Below are 23,651 nucleotides of genomic sequence, written 5' to 3' on the forward strand. Positions count from 1 at the left end.
TGCGAGGTCGCGAACCGTTAGCGTTCGATGATCCGAACACATGAAGGACGGGGCATTTCGATCGGATCCGATGCGGCGGTCAGTTTGCCTGTCGCCGGATCGATCCGAAATACCACGACGTTATCGCCCGGCATGTTTGCACAGATCAGCAGGCTGCCATCGCCGGTGATCGCCAGATTTTGGGGCCCCTTGCCAAGGCTGGGGGCGATCTCGATCAGACTTAACTGGCCATCTTCGGCGATCCGATATGCGGCGATGCTGTCGTGCCCACGATTGGTACCGTAAAGATAACGTCCGTCGGGCGTGATCTTAACGTCGGCGGTGTTGCTGACGCCGCTGAAGTTTTCGGGGAGCGTGGCGATCGTCTGGCGTTCGACAAGGATGCCCGAATCGGCAATGAAATCGTACGACGTGATCGTGTTCAACAATTCATTGATCACGTACAAGTGCTTCCCGTTGGGATGGAACATCAGGTGCCGCGGGCCAGCTCCGGGCGGCGTGCGGACAAACGGTTGGCTGTTGGGCGTCAGTTCCGCCGTCTCTGGATCGAAGGCATAGCACAGCACCTTGTCGATTCCCAGATCGGCGGCGTAGGCGAAGCGGTTGTTTGGTGCGATCGCAAACCCGTGCGCGTGCGGTTCGCCTTGCCGTTTCGTGTTGACGCTGGAACCTTCGTGCTGCACAAATGAAACCGGTTCGGAAAGCGAACCGTCCTTCTGCACCGCGTAGGAAGCGACGTTGCCGCTGGAGTAATTCGCCAACACGACGCTCTTCCCCGTCGGATCGACTTCCAGGAAACAGGATGCTGTTCCCTTGGACGACTGGCGGCCCAATGGACTCAGTTTGCCCGTCGTCTGATCGATTTTGAAGGCGGCGACTTGTTCGGGCTCCTTGCCTCCAAACGTCGGCGCGAAGATCGAATAGAGGTATTGGTGGTCGGGCGTGACGGCGATGAAAAACGGATTTTCGAGCGTGTCGTCACGATGCAGCGGCTTCAGTTGGCCAGCTTCCGTATCGAGTTCAAAGGCGTGGATCGCACCTTGTTCGCCCGAGGTGAAGGCGGAGATATAAACAAGCGGCTGGCCAGCTTTGGCGGCAGGCGAGGTTAGCATCAGGAACAGGCTTCCAAGGATGAGGGCTCGGGAGATTCGCAAGTCAGTGAACATGGGGCACCGTGGGATGGCTAGTTGTGGTTTCCACGTCGAGCCAACACAGAGGGCAGACAGTGGAACGGCGGCAGGGCGGTTGGTCAACCGTAGCCCGACGGGAGCAATGTCCCGCAAGAAAAAAGCGTGTCGGTTCAACGCACCGCATTAACGGGGGAGCGATGGGAGATATCGTCTTCCAAGGAAAAAGTATAGTAGATGGCGTTGGCTCACGGAGCCGGTTCGCCAATTTCTCGATGGAGACTCCACAGCGCGTTTTCGTCAGCTAAGGGATCGCTGATATGCGGGGTTAACATTGATGTGAGGGAGCCAGTTGGTCGCCTTTCGCTCCGCGAAAGTGCGTTCGCGCGGCGCACTTTCGCGGAGCGAAAGGCGACCAACTGAAACACAATGCCAGTGCTTTATTTCAAAAATCGCTTGATTGTCGCCAAACAAAGGCTCATATTGGCGACAGAACGCAGCCCTTTCGATCTGCTCGATTTCGCTGCGAACATCCCCCGCCCCCACATGGAGATCCCCTCATGAATGTGCGCACTCTGTTGTTTCTGCTGCTTGCTTGCAGTTCGTTTGGCACGCACTTGCTAGCGCAATCGCCACAAACCGTGATGACGCTGCCGACGGGACCGGACAATCCACGCAACACCGAAGGGGGCTTCGTCACGTTGAAGGACGGGCGAATTTTGTATATCTATTCGCGTTTTTTGGGCGAGAGTGGCGGGGACAACGCCCACGGCTATCTGACAGCCTGCACTTCGGACGACGGTGGGAAGACTTGGACGAACCACGATGAACCGATCTTTCCACGCGAAGGGAAAGAGAACGATATGTCGGCGTCGCTGTTGCGGCTAGCCGATGGCCGGATTGCGTTGTTCTATCTCGTAAAGCACTCGATCATGGACTGCCGCCTGCGGATGCGGACCAGCAGCGACGAAGCGAAAACGTGGAGCGATCCTGTCGATTGCATGCCCGACGAAACGAACTATTTTGTCGTCAACAATGACCGCGTCATTCAAACGCAATCGGGGCGGCTGATCGCTCCGGCCGCCGTCCATGTTCGCGACGGCAAGTGGACCCGAGAATCCGACATCGCTTGCTACCTGTCGGACGATTCAGGCAAGACGTGGCGACGCGGCAAACAGACGTTTCACGGAATCAACGAGGCCGGCACCCGTTACCTGACGCAGGAACCGGGCGTCGTCGAACTCAAAGATGGCCGGATCTTGCTGTGGTGCCGAGCGAACATCGGCACGCAAGCTTACGCCTATTCCGAAGATGGCGGAGAGACCTTTTCGCCGATGAAGGCTTGGAACTTCAGCAGCCCCGTCTCGCCGGCGTCGATTAAGCGGATTCCTTCGACCGGCGACCTGCTGCTTGTTTGGAACGAGGGAACTGGTCGTCGGACGCCACTGAACGCGGCCATCTCTTCGGACGACGGCGCAACCTGGACACACAACGCCGCGATTGAAACCGATCCCAAGGGATGGTTCTGCTATACCGCGATCCACTTTGTCGACGATCGCGTCCTGCTGGCCTATTGGTTGACTGAACAACTGAAGCGTCCGTTGAAGATCGGCACCAAGATCGTCAGCGTTCCCGTCGACTGGTTCTATCAAAATGATGCGGGAGTTTCGCAATGACCACGGAAACGAAGTCGAACGACGTGCGAAATACCGCGAGGCAAAAGTGTTACGACGCGTTGCGACGCCTGCTAATCTGCGGCCAAATCACGCCGGGGTCGCGACTGCCAGAAGTCGAATGGTCCGAACGGCTGGAAGTGCATCGCGGTGCGCTTCGCGAGGCGATGGTGCTGTTGGAACACGACGGTCTGCTGACGCTTGGAAAAAAGGGAGGCTTCTTTGCTCCCATGCTCGGCGATTTCGAATTCGAAGAACTGATGCACGCCCGCTGTGTGCTCGAATCGGGCGCGATCAAAATGGCGGCTCAACGGCGACTGAAAGAAGAAGCCTTTCAGCCGCTGTTGGATCTCTGCGAAACGATGCAGACATTGCACGATGCCGACATGGAACTCGGATTCTGCGAGGCCGACTACCTGTTTCATCAGACGTTGGTCGCTCTGTCGGGTAACACGCGGCTGATGAAGATGTACTCGCACTCGGCTCAGCTGATCTTCAGTCTCTCGCCGGTCGAAAGTTTGGAAACCGTACGGCAAAAACGGCTGCAAACCCTCGGCGATCATCGCGAACTGTGTCGGATGATCATGGCCGGCGAAACCGATGCGGCGATCAGTCTGCTCGAAAAACACATGTCCGCTTCACTCAGCAGCTGAATTCCTCCACCGGCAACTTTTCCCAACCGCACCTCCGCCGATTCCATCTCTCCTCACCACGTTCCTAAGAAGCCCTGCCTGATGCGATCTCAGCCCCCCAAACGTTTTACCCTGATCTTTGCGGCCATTAGCGTCGTCCTGTCGTCCACGGAAAAGCTACCCGCTGCCGACGCTCAGCCCCCCTGCGTCACCATCGTCAAACGGGAACTCACCGACGCTGTCTCGCCGTACTATCGAGCGATCTATGGCGACGTTGCGAAAGATCGCTTGGTTAGCTCCAGCTGGCAGTCGGATGACAACGGCAAGAACTGGAGTCCGATCCGGTCGCATCACGCGCTTGCCAGAGGCTTGACGCCCGGCTTCCGCCGCAATCCAACCACGTCGACGCTCGACCCAAATCGCAACTGCGTGTTGGCGATCGTCAACGCGTTGGACACGCCGAACTTGGATCCCAAAATCAATGAGCCGCCGATCGCGCAGAAGACTTACTATTTGCGCTATCGCGTTTCGACCGACGGCGGTGCCAGTTGGTTGTGCGACGATCCGATCGTTGGTGTGGGAGACTACGACGCAAAACATCCGTTCGATGATCTGTGGATCGGAAAAAACGCGATCTATGTCGGCGATAACGGTTGTGCGCCGATCGTCACCGACAGCGGACGCGTCTTGTTGCCGGTGCAGATGACGGTTCTCGACGATGCTGGCGAACTCTACCAACCACCGCGGGCGCACACGTATACCGAAGCCGTTGCGTTGGTCGGTACGTGGACTGACAAAAATCGGATCACCTGGCGAATGCCGACGCGAGTGAAAGGCGATCCGGAGAAAACCGTTCGCGGTTTGATCGAACCGACGATCGCCGAGGCACCCGATGGACGGATCTTGATGGTGATGCGGGGCAGCAATTCGCACGACTCCACGGTCGCATCGAGCAAATGGTTTGCAGTTTCCAACGACGAGGGAGAAACGTGGAGCGAGCCAAAGCGTTGGGCTTACGACGACGGCACCTCCTTCTATTCGCCCAGCAGCATGTCGGTGCTGATGCGTCACAGCAGCGGGCGGGTCTTCTGGGGCGGAAACATCACGCCCGAAAATCCCAAGGGCAACTTGCCGCGATTCCCGTTGGTGATTGGCGAAGTCGATCCGCAATCGCTACAGTTGATCCGATCCAGCGTGGTCGTCGTCGACCAGAAGAATCCGGAAGATGCCAACCGCGGGCGGCTGGATCTATCACACGTCCACCTGATGGAGGACCGCGAAACCAAGGAAATGATTCTGACATATACGCGAGCATATCACGCCTATCGCCAACGCGAATTTGCACTGCTTCGCCTGGCCCTTTCATCTCCCGAAGACGCTCAATAGTAACGGCGACTTGCCGTTTTAGACTACATCCATTTCGCATCCTAAATCGTTAACCAAAAGCTATTCCGATATGTCCACGCGACTGATTTCCGCCATCTGTACTCCGCTGCAATCCGACGGCAGCCTTCACGAGCCTGGACTTGCGGCTCACATCGAAGCCCAACTGGACGCTGGAATCAACGGATTGTTGGTCGCCGGAACGATGGGACTGATGCAGTTGCAAACCGATGCGACTTATCAGCGGTTGATCGAAGAGAGTGTTCGCGTCAACGCGGGGCGTTCGGAAATTTGGATCGGTGTTGGCGATCTCAGCTACCAGCGAACGCTCGAGCGGATTCGGGTCGCGGAACAGCATGCTGTTGATGGCCTAGTCGTGCTGACGCCCTATTTGATGAAGTTCAACGAGCAGGAACTGATTCATTACTATCTGAAACTGGCCGATGCGTCGACCAAACCACTCTTCCTGTACGACCTGCCCGTTCTGACGGGAACCGCGTTGTCGATGGAGTTGGTCGAACAGGTGACAGCCCACCCGAATATCCATGGTCTGAAATGCACTCGCGATTGGGAATGGACGACCGAGTTGTGGAATCGTTTCGGCAGTCGAACGCGCGTCGTGCCAGCTCAGCCCGAACGGGTCGCCGATCTGGTTCGGATGCAGGTTCCCGATAACTTGGATGGCCTGTTTGCTATCTTCCCGAAACTGAGTCGCGCGTTGGCCGACGCCGCCGATGCCGGGCAATGGGAAGAAGCGGCGCGGTTGCAAGCCGACCTCTCCAGTTACCTAACGATCGCTCGCGAAATCAGCTTGTTCGGCGCAGTAACTGCGACACTCAACACGCTCGGATGCGACGGGCTGATGGCGCCGGAGCCGTATTACCAATTGTCGCAGGAAGAACGAGAGGCGTTCTTGAGCGAACCGACGATCCGGCGTCTAATCGATACCGAAGCTGCGTGCACTTCCGTCACCTCCAACGCTTCGTAGTGCCAATATGGATTTGAAACAGATCGAAATCGTTGGTCGACATCCAGGCCCGCGGCTGCTGATTCTGGCCGGCGTACACGGCGACGAATACGAACCGATCGCGGCGGTCCGACGCTTGGCGGACCAGATCGATCGTGAAGATTTGAACGGCAGCGTGACGTTGGTTCCGATCGCCAACCAGCCGGCGTACCGTCGTCACAGCCGAATCGGAGCTGACAAACTGGATCTGGCACGCACGTTTCCCGGTTCGCCCAATGGTACACCGACCGAACAGATAGCCCACGCGATCACCAAACTCATCCAGCAATCCGACTTGATGATCGACCTGCACACCGGAGGGCTCGCGATGGAGATCTCTCCTTTGGTTGGCTACATGTTGGTCTCCGATCCGGCAACGTTGCAGAAGCAGCGGCAGATGGCGACCGCCTTCGGTTTACCGATCGTCTGGGGTACATCCGCAAAACTGGAAGGACGCTCGCTGTCGGCTGCCCGCGACGCCAACGTTCCGACAATCTATGCGGAGTGGGGCGGTGGCGGAGGTTGCCAAGCCGATGGAGTTGCCGCTTATACGACAGGATGTTTGCAAGTCATGGCCGACTGCAAGATGACTTCTGCGCCCACTGCGGCGGCGCCGGCAGACCGCTGCGTTATCGAAGACGATCGCGATACCAGCGGTCATCTGCAGCTCAACTACCCCGCACCACACGGCGGCTTCTATGAACCGACACTCGCGTTAGACACCGACGTTCGCCCCGGCGACGAATTGGGCCGACTCTTCGATCCGTTTACATCCCAAGCGACATCGATTCGTTCGACACAGACGGGACGCCTGATCACGCGTCGCGTCTTGCCTCCGGTCGAAGCGGGGGATTGTCTGGCTGTGATTTTGGAAGATCCCGCCGAAACAGGAGCCAACAATGAATAGTCGACCCGTTGTCATTGTCACCGGAGCAGCTCAAGGCCTTGGTGCCGCTACCGCTCTGGAATTTGCAAACCGCGGCTACGAGTGTGTGCTGATCGATCGCAACGGCACGGCGATGAAAGCCGTCGCTGCGGATATCGAAAAGCTGGGCCGTCGTGCGATCCAGTGCGTCGGCGATCTGTCGGATCTCGCGTTCGCGGAATCAGCCGTCACTCGCTGCGTGCAGGAACTTGGCCGCATCGACGTCCTGGTCAACAACGCTGCTTGGCGGAAGATCGGCACGATGCGGGCAATGCAAGCCGACGAATGGGATCAGACGCTGCGAGTCTGTTTGACAGTTCCCGCGTTCCTCGCGAAATGGTGCGCCGCCGAGATGGAGCCCGCGAAGCGAGGCGTGATTCTGAACATCTCAAGCATTCAAGCGAAGCTCGCTTCTGGCATCAGCCCCGCCTATATCGCAGCTAAAGGCGGCCTCGATTCGCTGACCTATGAGTTGGCGACGCTGTACGGACCTTCGGGTGTTCGCGTGCTGAGTCTGAACCTCGGCGCGATCGATACCGAGATGAGTGCCGACTACGTCAGCGAGGATGGGGAGAACGTGAGCGACGCGATTCGTCAGTTCGCAGAGGGGATGATCCCACTGCGACGTTTCGGTCGGGCCGACGAAATCGCTCGATCGATCGCTATGTTAGCCAGCGACGACGCCAGTTACATGACCGGTGCCTGCCTGGAAATCGACGGTGGCTGGACACACCAATCGAGCCCCTATCCGCTGAAAAACAAACAGTTCCCAAAAGAGTTCCCCTCGTCCTAACCCACACAACCACTGCTAGTTACCCACGCGTCGTTTAACCGCGCGCCCAACGGGCCGCGCGTCCCCAACCAATCCACGGCGCTGGAGTCGAGGCTACAGCCGACAGCGCGCGGGGCGTTGCCCACGCGGTTAAACGACGCTTGAGAAACACAACACTGACACACCAACCATCGTTTAACCGCGTGCCCAACGGGCCGCGCGTCCGAACATTCTCCACGCGATTCAAAAACGACACCTCATGCACGACATCTCACTTGGCGAAGGCAATACGCCTCTGGTTCGTTCCCATCGCATCGGCCCGGAGTTGGGACTGTCGAACCTGTTTTTTAAACTGGAGACCGTCAATCCTTCCGGATCGTATAAAGATCGGTTTGCAGCGGCTGCGATTTCGGAGATGGTGCGACAGGGGAAGCGGCGTGTGATCGCTACTTCCAGCGGCAATACCGGATCGGCATTGGCAGCGTATTGCGCCGCGGCCGGGCTGGGCTGCAAGATCGCGATCGTCGACGGCGCACCGGCGGGGAAGCTGCGACAGATGATGGCGTACGGCGCCGACATTGCCAAAGTCCGCGGCTTTGGCATCGATGCCGATATCACGCGAGCTACGTTTGAAGTCTTGCAAAGGATGGGAGACCATCCCGATGCTCAACTGCAGATCAGCGCCTACCACTACAGTCCGATCGGTATGAGCGCTGTCGAAGCAATCGGCCGTGAGATCGTCGATGAACTCACTGCGTTGGACCACCACGCCGATCACGTCTTCTCCTGCGCCGGCGGTGGCGGACTAACGCTTGCGGTCGCACGTGGCGTCCGCGATGCAAGCGAGAAAAGCGAAAGCGGCACCGCGACGCGAGTCCACTGTGTTCAACCGGCCGGCAACAACACAATCGCGGGTCCGCTGCGCGATGGAAGTGAAAACGCCCAGTCAGTCGAATGCACGACAAAGATCAGCGGCTTGCAAGTTCCCACCGTGATCGATGGCGATGCGGTGATCGCCGCTTGCCGTGACAGCTGGGGAACGGGATGGTTAGTCGAGGACGCCGAGATCTATCGATCGCAACGCGACTTGGCTCAGCTGGAAGGAATCTTCAGCGAACCGGCGGGAGCGGTTCCGTTGACCGGACTAAAAGACGCCGTCGCCAAGGGGATCATTCAGCCCGATCAGACAGTCGTCTGTCTGGTCACAGGAAGTGGATTCAAAGATCTCGATTCGGTCGACGCGATGCTGGGCGACAACGCCTGCCCCACGGTTTCGTTGGACGAATTTCAGCGTGAGGCTCGGTGATCGAGTACAAAATCATTTCCCACCTCGCTTCCTCCCCGCCATTCACAGGATTTCTTCTCATGACGACCCGCAACGCCTTGCTGATTTGCCTTGCTTTTGCCGTCCGCTTCGCGACGGTTGCCGAAGCCGCACCGCCCGATCTATCCGCAGCGACGCGCGACCGGATCATTCAAGTCTTGCAAACGGGACTCGTCAGCGATCAGTTTTGGCCCTCGATGCACGCCGCCGAAGCATTGACGTTGGCGGGCAAAGGGGACGAGGTCCGCGCGGCGCTCACGCCACGATTGTCGACCACCGAAGACGCACAGCACCGTTGTGGCGTCGCTCGCGAGCTGTTCCGCGCCGGCGACAAATCCGCCGTCGACGTGCTGTTGGAGATTTTGGCTGACGAAGATCCCCACGGGCACGGCCACGCATGCGAGTCGCTGTTCAAGATTGCTCAGGTCGGCGACGGCAAGTTGTTGCAAACGCACATGCAGGCGACGGACCAACCGATCAAACAGCTATTGGCCGCAGCTGCTCTCGCGCGATCCGGCGATGCCGAGGCGTTGACGTTGTTGCGAAGTCAGATCCAAAACGACGACGACAACGTCGCCCGGATCGCCGCCTGGATATTGTCGATCGACGGCGATCCCAGCGATCTGCCGGTGCTGCGAAAAAGATTGCCTACGATCGACGCCCCCGATCACCAGATCTTTTTTCTCGCAACGATGGCGACTCTGGGAGACAAAGCGGCTGGAGCCAAACTACAAACGGCACTCCGCAGCGACGATCCGGCGATTCGCGTCTTTGCCGCCGAATTCTGTGGTCACGCCAAACTCACCGCCGCTAGAGAAACCTTGACAGACCTGCTGAAGGACGAAGTTCTCGACGTGCGGATTCGCGCCGCTCAATCGCTTCTTCTGCTCGACGCTAGCCCCGCCCAATAGTACACCGTGCGATTTTCCCCTTACAACCTTCCTTTGAATCGTATTCCCAAACCTGCGATCGTTAACCGCTAGACGGATCAACGATTCTTTGCGATTCAATAGCAATGTCATCCCAAAGCGAGAACGCAGTTGCGTCTCGTGAAGGGCGGTGGCCACGCCATCACCCTGCCTTTATTGTTCCGCTTGCCAGATCCAATCCACAAACGAACAAGGATTTTTCGTGAAACCGTTCCAGCCCATCCATGACGCCGATGTCCCGGTCAGCCATCTCCCCTTCAGTCCCGCCGTGAAGGTCGGCCAACTGGTTTTCGTTTCAGGCCAAGCATCGGTCGACGAAACGGGAAAACTTGTCCCTGATACCTTCGCTGGCGAGATGCGACGCAGCATGGAGAACGTTCGCAAAATCCTCGCCGCTGACGGTCTATCGTTCGACGACATCGCACAAACGCGAAACTACGTTGGATCGCAAGAAGATTTGGCCGAGTTCAACCAGATCTATAGCGAGTACTTCAACCAACCCTATCCCGCTCGAACGACATTGATGGGGTGCCTGGGAACGCTGCTGAAATTCGAAATCGACGTCGTCGCCGTTGCACCTTCGGCCGAGTAGCAACTGGTTTCCATTTTTCAGAGATTCGGAAACGCCCCCATGCCATGCTCATGTTACATCGATCACCCAGTGAGCTTGGGGTGCGTTCCAGACGGGACGAATTACCCCGGCAACTTGGCTCGTTAGCCTGCACGTTGCGCCATCGTTAATCCGCATCTCGCTCCACATGCTGTAAAATCGCAAAGACGATCAAGCCCCCGGATTTTGATCGGTCGGGGCAGGCAACAACGTTTCTCTCACCAATCAAAAGAGTGATAGAAGCGATGCGAATCATGTGTCGCGCACTCGATGCAGCTTACCCCGAATTCGAGCGTTCAACCGATTTCAACAACGGTGGCAAAGCCGCATACCGCACATAGATCGCGCCACGCGATAGCACCTGTATTCCCAGACGACGAATCAATGGCGTCCATGCATTTTTGAACGACAGAGGTTCAGGCGGATGGTCCACCGTCCTTCGAGCGAGACAGAAAACCGAGTGTTTATGATGCAGTGCCAATTCAACCAGATGTTTTCTGTCCGCGTCTGAAGAAATGACTTTCCGGCGCTCTCAGCAGCTTTGCGATAACATTGCCATTTCACGACACGCATCGATTCTGGCGAGGAGAACAAAGGCATGGGTGATTGAAACGCTGAGACGCCGAGAGCGCAGAGTTTTTGCACGGGAGCGTCGGTCGGCTTTATCGGGTGCCTACTAATTAGTCATTGTCTTCTTTGCGCTCTCTGCGACTCTGCGTTAAATTCCCCCTGTTTCCAACACGCGTCGCCCCGGCGAGATGAACGAGGGAGGCTGGATGATTGCAACGCAGAGGCGCCGAGGTCGCAGAGTTTTTGCACGGGAGCGTCGGTCGGCGTTATCGGGTGCCTACTAATTGGTCAGTGTCTTCTCTGCGCTCTCTGCGACTCAGCGCAAAATTTTCCCTGTCTCCAACACGCATCGCCCCGGCGAGATAAACGAGACGGGCTGGATGATTGCAACGCGGAGACGCCGGGGTCGCAGAGTATTTGTACTGGAGCGTCGGGCAGCCTTATCGGTTGTCTCATAATTAGTCAGTGACTTCTCTGCGTTCTCTGCGACTCTGCGTTAAATTTCCCCTGTCTCCGACAAGCGTCGCCCCGGCGAGAGGAACGAGGGGACTGGATGATTGCAACGAAGAGACGCAGAGGTCGAAGAGTTGTTGTACGGGAGCGTCGGAAGGCTTTATCGGGTGCCTATTAATTAGTCAGTGACTTCTCTGCGCTCTCTGCAACTCAGCAATAGATTTCCCCTGTTTCCGACACGCGTCGCCCCGGCGAGAGGAATATGGGGGACTGGATGATTGAGGCGCAGAAACGCCGAGAACGCATAGCCATTGCAATAGACGCATCGGTAGGCTTCATTGTTTGCTCGCTACTTACCCAACAATTCGAACGGCACATCAACAAAACAATCCGGCCTTAACTTCGGACCAACGCTAATCCGATTGCCATCTAATCTGTCGTTGCGAGATGCCGTTGTCTCCTGGAAAGTGCGGATTCGGCGCTGCGAAATTGAAGTCGATCTAATGGGCTTTCCACGCGTTTTTCGTTTGGATTTCGCACGTGGGTATAGATTTCTGTCGTTCTGACGTCGTTGTGCCCCAACAACTGCTGAATGCTACGAATATCTGTCCCGGCCCACAGCAAATGGGTCGCGAAGCAATGGCGGAAGGTATGGCTGGTGACATGTTTCAACAGCCCAGCGGCAGTGACAGCCCGCCGCAAATGGACTTGGAATGTGTCGAATGCTAGATGATGCCGATGCAGCATCCCCGTTCTTGGATCCTTCGCCAGACGTGGCGAAGCAAAAAGAAATTGCCAAGAAAAGTCGCGATGAGCCGCCGGATATTTCTTTGACAACGCATACGGCAACCACACCGAAGCAACGCCGTCGTCCAGATCGCACGCATGTAACGTCGCGCGACTCGCGACCCAACGTTTCAACGAGCTGACCAGATGATCGGGCATCGGAACCAAGCGACTCTTGCCTCCCTTCGACTGATGGATTTCGATTTACCGATTTGCGAAATCAAGGTCCTTAATTCGCAACCGCATCGCTTCGCTGATCCGCATGCCACAACCATACAACAGTTGGGCGATCACCAAATGCACGCCCTTCAAACCATTGAGAACCCGCCGCACCTCTTCGGGGTGCAACACCGTGGGAATCTGCTTCCCCTTGCTCGCTCGGATCGCCTCGATCGGTCCCATGTCCCTTTTCAACACTAACGTGAAGAACTTCAGCAACGCATGAAACGCGGCGTTTTGAGTGGATGGGGCGACATTGCCGTCGACGGCCAGATCGGTCAGATGCGCCCCCACGTCACTTGCACCAATCGAATCAAAATCCGCAAGACAAGCCAAAGCGCGATCGGCCATAAACGCTTTCAGTTTGCCGACGTACGACCTTTCGGTGGCGTACGCCATACCGTCTCGTCGCATCGCCCGGCGAAACTCCTGAATCGCGTCGGCTTCACGAGTATTGATCTTCCCCACAACATCTTCGATGGAACCGTATCCTTCGCGTTGCGTCCGCTCGAACGCAATAATCTCTAACATCTTATACTTCAGCGGCAACAGATCTTGCACCGATTGACGTTGGACCGACGAGCGGTAAACGAGCAAACCTTCAATGATCTTCATCCGCTTCCATGCTGGGACCCCACCATCGCGTTTGGACCGCAAGAATGCAATCACCTCTTCAGTGGTAAACCGCCAATCGCAATCCTCTGGCCTGCGTCGATGGAACTCGGCCAATTGTTTGAACCAAATCGACGACCAATGCAATGCCTGCTCTTCATACGCCGGCTTGCGATACGTTTCCATCGCTCCACTCCCATGGTCAAATCACGCCCCGATTTGATATCTAAGCGGCTCGATAAATCTACCCAAACCTCGCAACCTGAATGGCTTAACTCTCATTTAGAAATCTATCCCGACCGTAGCCCCATTCCCATGCGTGGGCTCAACGAATTTTCTTTCGCCGAAGCAAATTTGCTTGCACAGGGTGCTTCAATTCGCGAGAATCACCCACAGCCATGGTGCAGACACTTGGGCGCAGCCGCCCTAGGTGAGAACAAGTCACCGACGGGAAGGAAGTCTGTCCCGACCGACAGCTTGTACTCCTACAGCGGGATGCAGACTTAGCTAGTAACATTGAGAATATGCGCCACACGCACCACTTGTTCTCACCTGCAACGGGCAGAGAATAAGTTCAAACACGCAATTCCCCCCGGGACGTCCCGGTGAGAAACATAGTTCGCGGTCAAAGATGATTGAATCGCGGGTTCAGTTGCGCGGTCAGTTAGCGGGTTCTCGGTGCGCGGTCTGTTGCCGGGTTCTCGGTGCGCTGTTGACGCTTGGTACGCGGGTTCAGTTGCGCGGTCTGTTGGGCATGGTGCGCGGACTGCACTACCGACTAAAGCGGCGGTTCTGTCGCGTGGTACGTTGGCCGGTGCATGGTGCGGATTCCGGGGTTTACGATTGTCGATTTGCGGCGCGCTCAGACGATGGATACGATAGTGGCGTGGCTGTGGTCGTCGGCGTTCTCGGTTGCACAAGTTGACGCGAACCATGCGATTCACACCGAGCACTCAAACATCCGTTTACTTCGTGGTTGCTCGTTCGTTCGTGCCGGGTGATCGCGACCGTTATCGGGCAATAACACATTGGCTTGGCAATGAACCCTGATCTTGATGAAAGCAACACACCTTGGCACATCTTGATTGCAGGGTTGCCCAGAGTATCGAACGAGTTGACATTGGCATCTGGCATCACATTGCAGCCACTAAACCAACCGCTTTCTGTTTTTGACCTCGCTGCGGCTGGTGCCGCCGGCTTCCGCAGTTGGGCGTTACTCGAACCGCTTGCATCTGCCTGTACTTGCGAACTTGCAATTGCTCCAACCGCAGCGCCCAGTGCCGGCTACAACACGCTTAATCGCGGATGGCTTGCCTCGTCACTTCTCGTACTTCGAGGGTTTACAAAGCACTTGTCTCTCGCATGCTCCAGCTATTCGTGGAATCAGATTGCTGGCCATCAACAAAGAACCGCAGGCACTGCCGATGGCAATCTCCCCAAGTTCGTAGGCAACGTATTAGACTTTCATCTAAACATCGTCGTGAATAGCGATGCTCGTGTGGACTCTATTTCACCCGACGACATCCAATGGATATCAGACCGGTTCGATACGTTTAACAAGATGGCGGCGAATAGTGACTCATTCCGCTTTGCCCTTGAATCAAGCATCGACTGGCGATTCACAAAGGATGGCCGGTCTGCAATTGCGCGACTTTGGAGTGGTATCGAAGCAATATTTGGCATCAGCTCCGAATTGGTCTACCGTATATCTTTACTAGCAGCGTCGCTGTTGGCACCAAGAGGTACGCAGCGCAGAGAGAAGTTCCAAGAGATAAAAAAATTGTATGGCCTGAGAAGTAAGGCCGTTCACGGCTCGAAGCTGTCCGACGCCAAAATGGCAGAGGCCGTAAACGGTTCATTTCGTTTATTGGCTGATTTATTGATTTTGGCAATCGAAAGGGGACATCCGCTCACGCAGGATGATTTTGACAAGGCTGTGTTTGACTGACAGGAAAAGCCCGATAACAAAAAAATGCACCCGAGTCGCGAAGTCGGGCGTTTTGACAATGGACAATCTCTCGTCGCGACCGGGTGATTTTAGCCGTTATCCGACTGAAATCTCGCACGGGTTGACGCAACGCGATGGACCTAACCGAAGACCTGTTTGCGATTGATTGGCCCGAATCGTTTCACGTATTCTACTGCGATGGAGGTTCCGAACTTCTGTTGCGCGGCGATGGCATTGGCTTGACGCCCCCGCTTGATGATCCAGACGGCATTGGCGGGTTTGACGCCTTGATTCCAAAAAAACACCCGAAGCAGCAGCACCAAGGCCGTCGATACATTCGCTACACTGAACTCCATAAAATCGTTGGCGTTGACGGGGTGATTCTCTTTTGTCGGCCATTGGATTCGTAGCTTGGTTCTAACCCTCGCAGCCAAGCGGCGGATAACCAAGCCATTCACACGGAGCACGGCTTGCAAGTTTTCACAAATGGATACATCACGCTCCGAGCCCGGTGATGGCAATCGTTATCCGACTGATGCTATGCGACTGCTGACCTTCGCCATGCTTTTACTCCTGCCGTTCGGTTGCAATCGGCATGACCCGACCAAGCCGATCACGAACGACCAACTTTCGCTTCGGTCGCGGTCTGCAATGCACTACACAACCGTGCAACTACCCGGAACGGATGGTCAATCACCCGTATCCGTTTCCCAAGACGAGATGCAGCGACTAATTGCTGGCCTGCATCCTATCACACGGGTAAGCAGCAACCCACTCATCGGTGACTGCTACACGCTGGCCTACCAGGCCGGCATGGACCATACTTGGATCCGCGTTCAATTCATCGGCGACGATTCTTTTATGTTCGAGTGGGACGATATCGTCTACATTGGCGGTGATGCAGCTGCATTCCAGGCCGTGGTTGACGGCTTCAGTCCCGGACCTGAGGACGGCGGATAACCATCACGTGAACCGGAGCACGCGAGCTAGCGTTTTTGGCAATTGAAAATCTTTCGCGCGTGCCCGGTTACGCGTATCGTTATCCGACTGATTAACGCTGCTATTCTGTTGATACTCTGTCCTCACTTCAAAAAGTTAATCGTGCTTCGAACTGTAACCTTAACGACTTTGCTTCTTGCGCTAGCTTCCGCATGTTCGTTTGCGGAGGAGCCCAAAACTGCAACAACAGTTTTTTGTGACAACGTTGACTCAACGCTTCGTCTTTACTTTCCACCGGCCGTGACGAGCCTGCAAGACGGACGACCCAAATCCGAGTTCGTGCCAGACGTTGCGGCAATTTATGTCGATGACACGTATGTCGGCGACGCCATCGTAAACCTCCATGGGCACACACCAACCCTACGGTTTGCCGCTGGGCAACACACGATTCGCGTCCAAATGTCAAAGAATCGCATCTTTGAATCGAAAATCCACTTTCTCGGACGTGGTTCATTGCAATATCTTTCTGTCGATTTTGATCGCAAAGCCACTCCGGACAAACAATGACGGATAACCACGTGATGCACGCGGAGTCGGGCTTGCGGGCGTTTCGGCGGTGGTAAGATTGACTCTCCCGACCCGGTGATCACAAACGTTACCCGACTGAAATTTGATGAACCGCCGCACCGACACTTACGCCGATTTTGTCGACCATCCACGATATGGGCGAAGCCCGCGGTTCACAGGGCTCAATCCTATCGATGACTTCTCTCGCGGCATCTACCTTGGCTGGCATTCCCACGCTCACGAACGCATATCCGAAACTGCGATCGTCGCTAATACCGACCGCCAGCCCGATGCCACAATCCCGGTCACTCACTACTTCGATCTGCGACGTCAATGCCGTGACTGCGGTCGCAACTTTATTTTCTTTGCCGACGAACAACGCCACTGGTACGAAACTTTACATTTCTACTTGGGCGCTGATTGCGTACGCTGCATCGAATGTCGCGTGGCCGAACGCGACACGAAACGACTGCGCGAGATATACGAAACGCTTCTTAATCAAAACGCACGGTCCGATCGCGACGCTCTTGAGCTTGCCGAAACTGCTATGCTGTTGATTGATCGCGGGGTATTTGGCCATCGCTGTGTTGAATGCGTTCGATCGCTGCTAAACGCGCTTCCTGCTGACTCAAAGATTCGCCGACATGCAACTTTTCGTGATGTCGACGCTCGCTCCACGGAACGTATCCAAGGCGGCGGGTAACCAAGTCGTGAACCGGAGCGACCGGCAACGCGTTTACAAATGAAAAATCTTGGGCGGTCGCCCGGTTACGACCGCCGTTATCCGAATAAAAGAGGAAGAGTATGAAAGCCTTAGCTTCGTGCATAGTTATTCTCGGGATAGTTTGTCCTCCGACAGCAGCAGTCGAACCGCTGCAATCGCACCGATTTTCGATCGTGCAAGCAGCGTCGCGTACTATTCTGATTGATAACAATTCCGGCGAGTCCTGGGTACTCGATGAAGATCCCGTATTGCATTGGCAACCAATTCAAAGAGGAGATGTCTCTTCACTGCCGCCAGCATCTGCCCTATACGACGATGCGCGCGAGTCACAGCTAACACTTAAAGTTGAAACGAGGCGAACACCAACCGATGGCCGAAACGGCACCATCAAGGCCACGGTAACCAATCGTACTGCGACGGCTTGCAAGGACATATTGGTTTCATTTACACCCAGCAACAGTCTAATCATAAAGGCGACAGATGGCGCAATCAAATTAGATACAAACCATTATGTATGGAAGATCAAGAGGCTTGAAGTGAACGAATCGAAGATATTTGAAGCGGTAATACAAGTCGACATTGAAGCTTCCGGAAAATCGACCACACCTGTTTGGGCAGTTCAAGAGCGTTCTCAAGCCCCGCAGACCAAGACGGTACATGTCGACAATTCCGAACCAAATTGAATTTACGTTTTTAGAGATGGAATTCAGTAAAACATGATCGTGTGTTTGTATGTTCGCGGATAACCAACGCATTCAACGGCGCCGGGCTTGCGAACTTTCACCAATGGAACGTCTACTGTCCCGGCCCGCTGATGCGGCCGTTATCCGACTGAAGTACCGTGCCATCCGATGACAAGCCTCCCATTGCACGTACAGTTTCGCAGCTTCGTCGATGACGACGCGAAATACGAACGCTTTGTCCATGCTTGCATTCGCTCCCGTTCCGGCCGTGGACGTCTGCGACACTGGCAGGAGCTGCTTTGGTCCAACTTTGTTGACGAGGTGCCCGGATTTACTGGCATGCCAGTGGATGACATACTTGACCACTTCTACTTCTGTCCGTTACACCAGAATCCTCTCACGGAAATGGCGGTTCACATCCCCGCTGATTTGATTGTCACGACCGTCGGCTCCTCCGATCCAAACACACCCTATGGATTCCGCCATCCATTCGCGGTTCCGCACTCCTCCGAAACTCACGAGATTCGCCTGGACACCTGCCCCAAGTGCTTGGCACTTGCTGACCGAAACCGCGAGAACCCGAGCGGATAACCATCCGATGCACCGGAGTCGGGCTTGCGGCCGTTTTCAAATGGAACATCAACACTCCCGACCCGGTGATCGGTAACGTTATCCCATCTATCAATGCTGAATCCAGAATTGATCTTGACCGCTGAGTTCTACGTCAAGACGGAAGCCGATGACTGGATTCCGCCAGACAAGGTCGAACTGTTGTTGCGTCAACGAAGACCGAGTTCTGAACTTTCGTGGGAAATCGGACGCAAGCACGTAGAAGCAAACATCGAGCGATTGCAGGAAATGGGCTGCCCGCCAATTCTCCTCAAGTCCTCGGAACACGTGCTTGACAAGACTCTGCACGTTTCACTTCCGATCCAAGGCTCCGAATCACGTCTAGAGGGATTCACGACTGGTTTCTCGTTCTACGATGGCTGCATGAGTCTTCGGTGCAATCCGTTTGACATTGGCACGCTAAAACTTGGAGCGAAACGTCTTGCTGCTGATTTGGATTTAAACTTCGACCTGCGCTTTGGCGACGAGGGTGACCTAAACCTGGAAATTGCACCGGGGGCTGTTGACTTTGAACACGCGATGAACAAGCGTTTTGCCGGCCACAGTTTTGGTGAGTTGCACACCGAAGAGACTCCCGACTGGGAATCCGCTATTCGATCGGGGATACGCAAATGGTTAGAAAAGCATCCTGATCCAAATCTTGTTGCGCGATGGCTATCGGTGACTACCCCGGAGATTCTCGCGACAAATCTATGTCAGCGAATTGAATCAATTGATACAATCGTGTCGTGTGGTCGGGGTTTCTACGGCGATGCGAAATGGCACGACAATTTCTTAGTTCGCTATCAGGAATGGACGGCGGTCGTCAATCTTCCCGGCGTCCCGGAGCCGTTGATCGCGTGAAATTGGGATAACCAAGCGATGAACGCGGAGTGGCCGACAGCGCGTTTACAAATGGAAGATCAACCGCGGCCACCCGGTTATCGCAATCGTTATCCGACTTAAGTTCGCTCACGATTTACAACAACACAACACACCTCCAACACCATTGACGACAATGAAGACACCAGTCTTGTTAGCGACAATCCTTCTCTGCACTATGCCTGGGTGTGTCCTTGAGTGGGACAACAAGCCCAGTGCAAACAACGCAACGTCCGACTCAAGCCTGATTGGCGAATACTACACTCAGGATTCGAAAGGGGTTCGCCGAGATGCGACGATTGCACGTTCAGACGATCGAGACTATCCGTTTGCCGCGACGTTCACTATAGACAAGGAACCAGTCACATTCCTCTTCCAAACGTATAAGATTGGCAACACACGTTTGATCTTTGTGAAGGCAATAGAAAATGTCTCGAAAGAACATCTCGTTTTCCGGTACAACGTGACACGCACTCAGGTGGCGATTGAGATGGTCGGCGAATCTTTTTTTAAAGAGAACCCAAAGGCCCTGCCTGGAACGAAGATCGAAACCACCACTTCTGAGAAGTACAACGTCAAAACGACGAAAGTAAGGATTGTATCAAAACCGACTCAAATTGACGCATTCTTTCTTTTGCATGGAGAGTCAGATGAGATCTACGATACGAACGATCCAATGCTTCTGAACCGAATTGGAACGTAGGACGAACCATCGCCGCTACCTTGAAAAACTCCGGTTACCTCACGTTGACACGTCATTTGGCAATCTGCTTTTGGGCGAGACTTTTGGATGCCTCAAATCGTTGCCATGGGTGACGTTGGCTACGCACTATGCCGTTTTGTTCTTCTGCCAGTGACGCTGGCCGTCATCGCGTTCGGAATGCTTCGACGACCATCAGAGCGGTCTGCGTGGACTCACTTGGTTTCAGTATTTGGTTGCATGCCACTGCTCGCGTCTACTACGATGGAAGCTGTGGGACTAATTCAATGGTAAGCAAACCACGGCGAACCATGGGTTGCAACGAAGCTGGGCTTGCGTGATTCTGCGAAGTGGAATGTCAACGGTCCCTGCTCGCTGAACCGTACCGTTATCCGAATGAAATCACTCGCGTGGCTCGCCTTGCGAAATTCGCTACAATGAAGACATGCAAAGTGTCTACCTCGAAACAACCGTAATTGGCAACATTGCGGGTCGGCTACACCCGGCTCCGTTGATCGCTGCACGCCAAACCTTTACCCGCCGATGGTGGGGTACGGCATCAAGCCGCTACGAGCTGTTCGTCTCTGATCTCGTATTCGACGAGTGTTCTGCAGGCGACCCAACTGCTGCCAAAGAGCGATTGGCCGTTATGGACGGATTGCCGCTTCTGGAGTCGCCAGACACAGCTAAATCGCTTGCCGCTGCACTATTGGCGGGGCATGCAGTGCCGCAGAGCGAGCCTCGGGATGCCACCCACATCGCGATTGCTGCTGTCAACGGCATTGATTTTTTGGCTACGTGGAATTTCAAGCATATACTTAATCCATCGACTCAACACTTGATCGACGGCATTTGTCGCGATGCTGGCTATGAGCCCGCGACTATCTGCACCCCTGAGCAAATGCTGGAGGCCTTCGATGATTCCTGATCCTACTGCCGAAATCAAACGCATTCGACATCAACTTGGTGCTGACGACGACTTCGATCTTGATCGAATCTTTGCACGGTTGCGCCAACGCCAATCTGACTCTGGGCGAACCTATATTCGTCGAACTCCACGAAATCCGACGGATAACCAACGCATGCACCGGAGCGAGGCTTGCACGTCTTCGAAAGTGGAGAATCAAACGTCCCCCCCCGGTGATGCGTAACGTTATCCGACTGATGCTATGCGACTGCTGACCTTCGCCATGCTTTTACTCCTGCCGTTCGGTTGCAATCGGCATGCCCCGACCAAGCCGATCACGAACGACCAACTTTCGCTTCGGTCGCGGTCTGCAATGCACTACACAACCGTGCAACTACCCGGAACGGATGGTCAATCACCCGTATCCGTTTCCCAAGACGAGATGCAGCGACTAATTGCTGCCCTGCATCCTATCACACGGGTAAGCAGCAACCCACTCATCGGTGACTGCTACACGCTGGCCTACCAGGCCGGCATGGACCATACTTGGGTCCGCGTTCAATTCATCGGCGACGATTCTTTTATGTTCGAGTGGGACGATATCGTCTACATTGGCGGTGATGCAGCTGCATTCCAGGCCGTGGTTGACGGCTTCAGTCCCGGACCTGAGGACGGCGGATAACCATCACGTGAACCGGAGCACGCGAGCTAGCGTTTTTGGCAATTGAAAATCTTTCGCGCGTGCCCGGTTACGCGTATCGTTATCCGATCATGAAGCAGAGATATTGTCAATTGTCGTGTTTTGAGTTTTTGAATTAGGCTGCGATTTCATCCTGCAAGATTCCGTCTTTGAAGGAACGTCCTTCGATGACGTGAGTGATCTTCTCGTGGCTGTCCAGGCGTCTCCATTGCTTGCTGGCCGATTGAGCAAGCTTGAACATCATCGCCCGACTCGCGCGCCGTGTGCCGCTGCCTTTGGTCTTTCGATGGCGAAGGCGGATCGTAGCGAAATTCGATTCGATTGGGTTGGTCGTCCGTAAATGGCTCCAGTGCTCTGCCGGGAAGTCGTAGAACGTCAACAACACGTCGCGGTCTTTCTGCAAGCAGTCACAAGCCGCCGCATATTTCGCTCCGTACTTTTCAATGAATCCATCGAACGCTGTGTTAGCGTCGGCCTTCGTTTCCGCTTGCCAGATTTCGTGTAGGTCACCCTTCGCTTTGGGCTGTACGCTTTTGGGCATCTTGTTCAGAACGTTGGCTGTTTTGTGAACCCAGCAGCGTTGCTCACGCGTCTCTGGGAATACCTTTCGGATCGCCGCCCAGTAACCAAGAGCACCGTCGCCAACGGCAATATTGGGGGCCAAGTTCAGCCCCCGTCGCTTCAAATCGACGAGCAACTCGCACCAGCTCTGCTCGCTTTCGCGATAGCCGTCTAACACGGCGATCGACTCCGGGTTGTGCATGCAATCTGGGACACACTTCCCGATGATGTTGATCTTCCGCTCCCCTCCGAGCAACAAGCTGAATTAGACCGCCGACTAGCGGCTCATCGTTCGGATCCGTCCACTGCGATTTCCCGTAACGAACTAATGCGTCGGCACGAGGACGGTCGCTGATGTGGCATTTGTCGTACCGCCCCGAGATTGAAAACGACGTGGTTGCCGCCGTCACATGGTATGACGACAAGCAAATTGGGTTGGGCGACTATTTCCCGATCGAATACTTAGCGGACGTTCGACGAATTTGTGACACCCCACTTCTGTTTGCGATCGCTGCAAATGGACTGCGTCCTTGTCGGCTTAAACGCTTTTCGTACGTCATTCATTTTGACGTCGATGGAAAAGAGATCCTAATCGTTGCGTCGATTGCGGGTGGACGGGATGACCCTGCATTCGTTCATCGGAACGGATAACCAAGGCTTGTTGACGAAGCGGCGGTGGTAGCTGTTTTTGTCCGCTTGCACATCAATCGCCGCCGTCCGCGCAACCCTTTCGTTATCCGACTGAAACGAGTCAGCTATGATGTGTCGCACCTTGACCGTTGTGTTTGCGATTCTTGTCACTTCCGCGGGGGGCCCTGACGATACCGAGACATCATCACGAACGATCGTGAACGCGACGATCGACAAGCACCCAAATAGCGATAACCTGATCTTCACGGGTGCCTACCTCCACTACGAAACAGTGGAATCAACCTACCATGTTGAATCTCAACGCGAACAACGACACCTCGCAAACCGAAAACAAATTGTGACGCTTCTGCAATCCGAAATCGTCCGATTGGATGTTGAACAACGGAGTTTTGCAACGACCTCTGGTAACAAACTTACGGTTGCGAATGTCCAGGCTCGCTTCAAATCTAATCCGCTCGCGCTTATGCTGCCGGACGGTGCTACAATTTATCCGCAACTCGCTTTAGCGCTCAACCCGGACACCGTTACCGTCTCCAGGGTCGATCGTCGTTCTAAACCGCTTCGACTTGTGCCTCGTCCTGACGGCGGATAACCATCCGATGCACCGGAGCGGCCGTGGTTGCCCTTTTTCTCTGATTGCATGTCGTTCGTCGCCGTCCGATGATCGGTAACGTTGGTCGCTTGGATTATGTTTATGAATAGAACCGTTTGGCGAGATGACGCGGCACGCTTCCGTATGGATGATTGGTTCAATCGGTT

The 23,651-nt window shown here is 55.1% G+C and carries 22 protein-coding genes and 2 pseudogenes; 20 read left to right on the plus strand and 4 right to left on the minus strand.

What is annotated here, in order from left to right; all coding sequences use genetic code 11:
* Window positions 1-17: 17 nt before the first annotated feature.
* Entirely contained in the window at window positions 18-1,112 is a 1,095-nt protein-coding gene (locus EC9_RS12790; RefSeq protein WP_246106102.1) for a lactonase family protein, read from the minus strand.
* A gap of 575 nt (window positions 1,113-1,687) precedes the next feature.
* On the opposite strand from EC9_RS12790, the gene EC9_RS12795 reads away from it, so the two are divergent.
* From EC9_RS12795 to EC9_RS12835, 9 genes are all read left to right on the plus strand, one after another.
* Entirely contained in the window at window positions 1,688-2,803 is a 1,116-nt protein-coding gene (locus EC9_RS12795) for a sialidase family protein (protein ID WP_145345741.1), read from the plus strand.
* Window positions 2,800-3,453, plus strand: a complete 654-nt coding sequence (locus EC9_RS12800; protein WP_145345744.1) for a GntR family transcriptional regulator — start codon at window positions 2,800-2,802, stop codon at window positions 3,451-3,453. Before EC9_RS12795 ends, EC9_RS12800 begins: the two co-directional genes overlap by 4 nt.
* 81 nt (window positions 3,454-3,534) lie before the next feature.
* Window positions 3,535-4,818, plus strand: a complete 1,284-nt coding sequence (locus tag EC9_RS12805; protein ID WP_145345746.1) for a sialidase family protein — start codon at window positions 3,535-3,537, stop codon at window positions 4,816-4,818.
* 70 nt (window positions 4,819-4,888) lie between these two features.
* Window positions 4,889-5,803, plus strand: a complete 915-nt coding sequence (locus EC9_RS12810; RefSeq protein WP_145345748.1) for a dihydrodipicolinate synthase family protein — start codon at window positions 4,889-4,891, stop codon at window positions 5,801-5,803.
* Between the two features lie 7 nt (window positions 5,804-5,810).
* Window positions 5,811-6,728 (plus strand): succinylglutamate desuccinylase/aspartoacylase family protein, encoded by a 918-nt coding sequence (locus EC9_RS12815; RefSeq protein WP_145345750.1) that lies wholly within the window; start codon window positions 5,811-5,813, stop codon window positions 6,726-6,728.
* Window positions 6,721-7,539 carry an SDR family NAD(P)-dependent oxidoreductase gene (locus EC9_RS12820; protein ID WP_145345752.1) on the plus strand — a complete coding sequence of 273 codons (819 nt, stop codon included), beginning with the start codon at window positions 6,721-6,723 and terminating at the stop codon, window positions 7,537-7,539. Before EC9_RS12815 ends, EC9_RS12820 begins: the two co-directional genes overlap by 8 nt.
* 238 nt (window positions 7,540-7,777) lie before the next feature.
* Window positions 7,778-8,824: a pyridoxal-phosphate dependent enzyme gene (locus EC9_RS12825; protein ID WP_145345754.1), complete on the plus strand. Its 1,047-nt coding sequence runs from the start codon at window positions 7,778-7,780 to the stop codon at window positions 8,822-8,824.
* A gap of 59 nt (window positions 8,825-8,883) precedes the next feature.
* A complete protein-coding gene (locus tag EC9_RS12830) occupies window positions 8,884-9,753 on the plus strand; it encodes a HEAT repeat domain-containing protein (protein ID WP_145345756.1) in 870 nt (289 codons plus the stop codon).
* Window positions 9,754-9,973: 220 nt separating this feature from the next.
* Window positions 9,974-10,363, plus strand: a complete 390-nt coding sequence (locus EC9_RS12835; RefSeq protein WP_145345758.1) for a RidA family protein — start codon at window positions 9,974-9,976, stop codon at window positions 10,361-10,363.
* Between the two features lie 1,470 nt (window positions 10,364-11,833).
* On the opposite strand, the pseudogene EC9_RS12840 reads toward EC9_RS12835, so the two are convergent.
* Window positions 11,834-13,207: pseudogene (locus EC9_RS12840) on the minus strand (integron integrase).
* Between the two features lie 853 nt (window positions 13,208-14,060).
* On the opposite strand from EC9_RS12840, the gene EC9_RS12845 reads away from it, so the two are divergent.
* Window positions 14,061-14,969 (plus strand): HEPN domain-containing protein, encoded by a 909-nt coding sequence (locus tag EC9_RS12845; RefSeq protein ID WP_145345761.1) that lies wholly within the window; start codon window positions 14,061-14,063, stop codon window positions 14,967-14,969.
* A 140-nt stretch (window positions 14,970-15,109) separates the two neighbouring features.
* On the opposite strand, the gene EC9_RS12850 is transcribed toward EC9_RS12845, so the two are convergent.
* Window positions 15,110-15,445 (minus strand): hypothetical protein, encoded by a 336-nt coding sequence (locus EC9_RS12850; protein ID WP_145345763.1) that lies wholly within the window; start codon window positions 15,443-15,445, stop codon window positions 15,110-15,112.
* A gap of 10 nt (window positions 15,446-15,455) precedes the next feature.
* Between EC9_RS12850 and EC9_RS12855 the strand changes: the two genes are divergently transcribed.
* The 8 genes from EC9_RS12855 to EC9_RS12885 all read left to right on the plus strand — a co-directional run bounded on the left by EC9_RS12855 (window position 15,456) and on the right by EC9_RS12885 (window position 21,662).
* Window positions 15,456-15,929 (plus strand): hypothetical protein, encoded by a 474-nt coding sequence (locus tag EC9_RS12855; RefSeq protein WP_145345764.1) that lies wholly within the window; start codon window positions 15,456-15,458, stop codon window positions 15,927-15,929.
* A gap of 652 nt (window positions 15,930-16,581) precedes the next feature.
* Window positions 16,582-17,178: a zinc-ribbon domain containing protein gene (locus EC9_RS12860; RefSeq protein WP_145345766.1), complete on the plus strand. Its 597-nt coding sequence runs from the start codon at window positions 16,582-16,584 to the stop codon at window positions 17,176-17,178.
* 101 nt (window positions 17,179-17,279) lie between these two features.
* Complete coding sequence (locus EC9_RS12865; protein ID WP_145345768.1) at window positions 17,280-17,882, plus strand: hypothetical protein; 603 nt, start codon at window positions 17,280-17,282, stop codon at window positions 17,880-17,882.
* 168 nt (window positions 17,883-18,050) lie between these two features.
* On the plus strand, window positions 18,051-18,473 hold the full coding sequence (locus tag EC9_RS26510; RefSeq protein ID WP_218934775.1) for a hypothetical protein: 423 nt from the start codon (window positions 18,051-18,053) through the stop codon (window positions 18,471-18,473).
* A gap of 93 nt (window positions 18,474-18,566) precedes the next feature.
* Window positions 18,567-19,355, plus strand: coding sequence for a hypothetical protein (locus EC9_RS12870; RefSeq protein ID WP_145345770.1), 789 nt, complete (start codon window positions 18,567-18,569; stop codon window positions 19,353-19,355).
* A gap of 154 nt (window positions 19,356-19,509) precedes the next feature.
* Window positions 19,510-20,076: a hypothetical protein gene (locus EC9_RS12875; RefSeq protein ID WP_145345772.1), complete on the plus strand. Its 567-nt coding sequence runs from the start codon at window positions 19,510-19,512 to the stop codon at window positions 20,074-20,076.
* A 442-nt stretch (window positions 20,077-20,518) separates the two neighbouring features.
* Complete coding sequence (locus tag EC9_RS12880) at window positions 20,519-21,001, plus strand: type II toxin-antitoxin system VapC family toxin (protein ID WP_145345774.1); 483 nt, start codon at window positions 20,519-20,521, stop codon at window positions 20,999-21,001.
* A 241-nt stretch (window positions 21,002-21,242) separates the two neighbouring features.
* Window positions 21,243-21,662: a hypothetical protein gene (locus EC9_RS12885; protein WP_145345776.1), complete on the plus strand. Its 420-nt coding sequence runs from the start codon at window positions 21,243-21,245 to the stop codon at window positions 21,660-21,662.
* Window positions 21,663-21,795: 133 nt separating this feature from the next.
* On the opposite strand, the pseudogene EC9_RS12890 reads toward EC9_RS12885, so the two are convergent.
* Window positions 21,796-22,431, minus strand: a pseudogene (locus EC9_RS12890) (IS256 family transposase); the annotation flags it as partial.
* 6 nt (window positions 22,432-22,437) lie between these two features.
* Here EC9_RS12890 and EC9_RS12895 point away from each other — a divergent pair.
* Both EC9_RS12895 and EC9_RS12900 read left to right on the plus strand, forming a co-directional pair.
* Window positions 22,438-22,596, plus strand: a complete 159-nt coding sequence (locus EC9_RS12895; RefSeq protein WP_145345778.1) for an addiction module protein — start codon at window positions 22,438-22,440, stop codon at window positions 22,594-22,596.
* A 492-nt stretch (window positions 22,597-23,088) separates the two neighbouring features.
* A complete protein-coding gene (locus EC9_RS12900; protein WP_145345780.1) occupies window positions 23,089-23,484 on the plus strand; it encodes a hypothetical protein in 396 nt (131 codons plus the stop codon).
* The last annotated feature ends 167 nt before the right edge of the window (window positions 23,485-23,651 follow it).

It is taken from the genome of Rosistilla ulvae, assembly GCF_007741475.1.
Lineage (GTDB): Bacteria > Planctomycetota > Planctomycetia > Pirellulales > Pirellulaceae > Rosistilla > Rosistilla ulvae.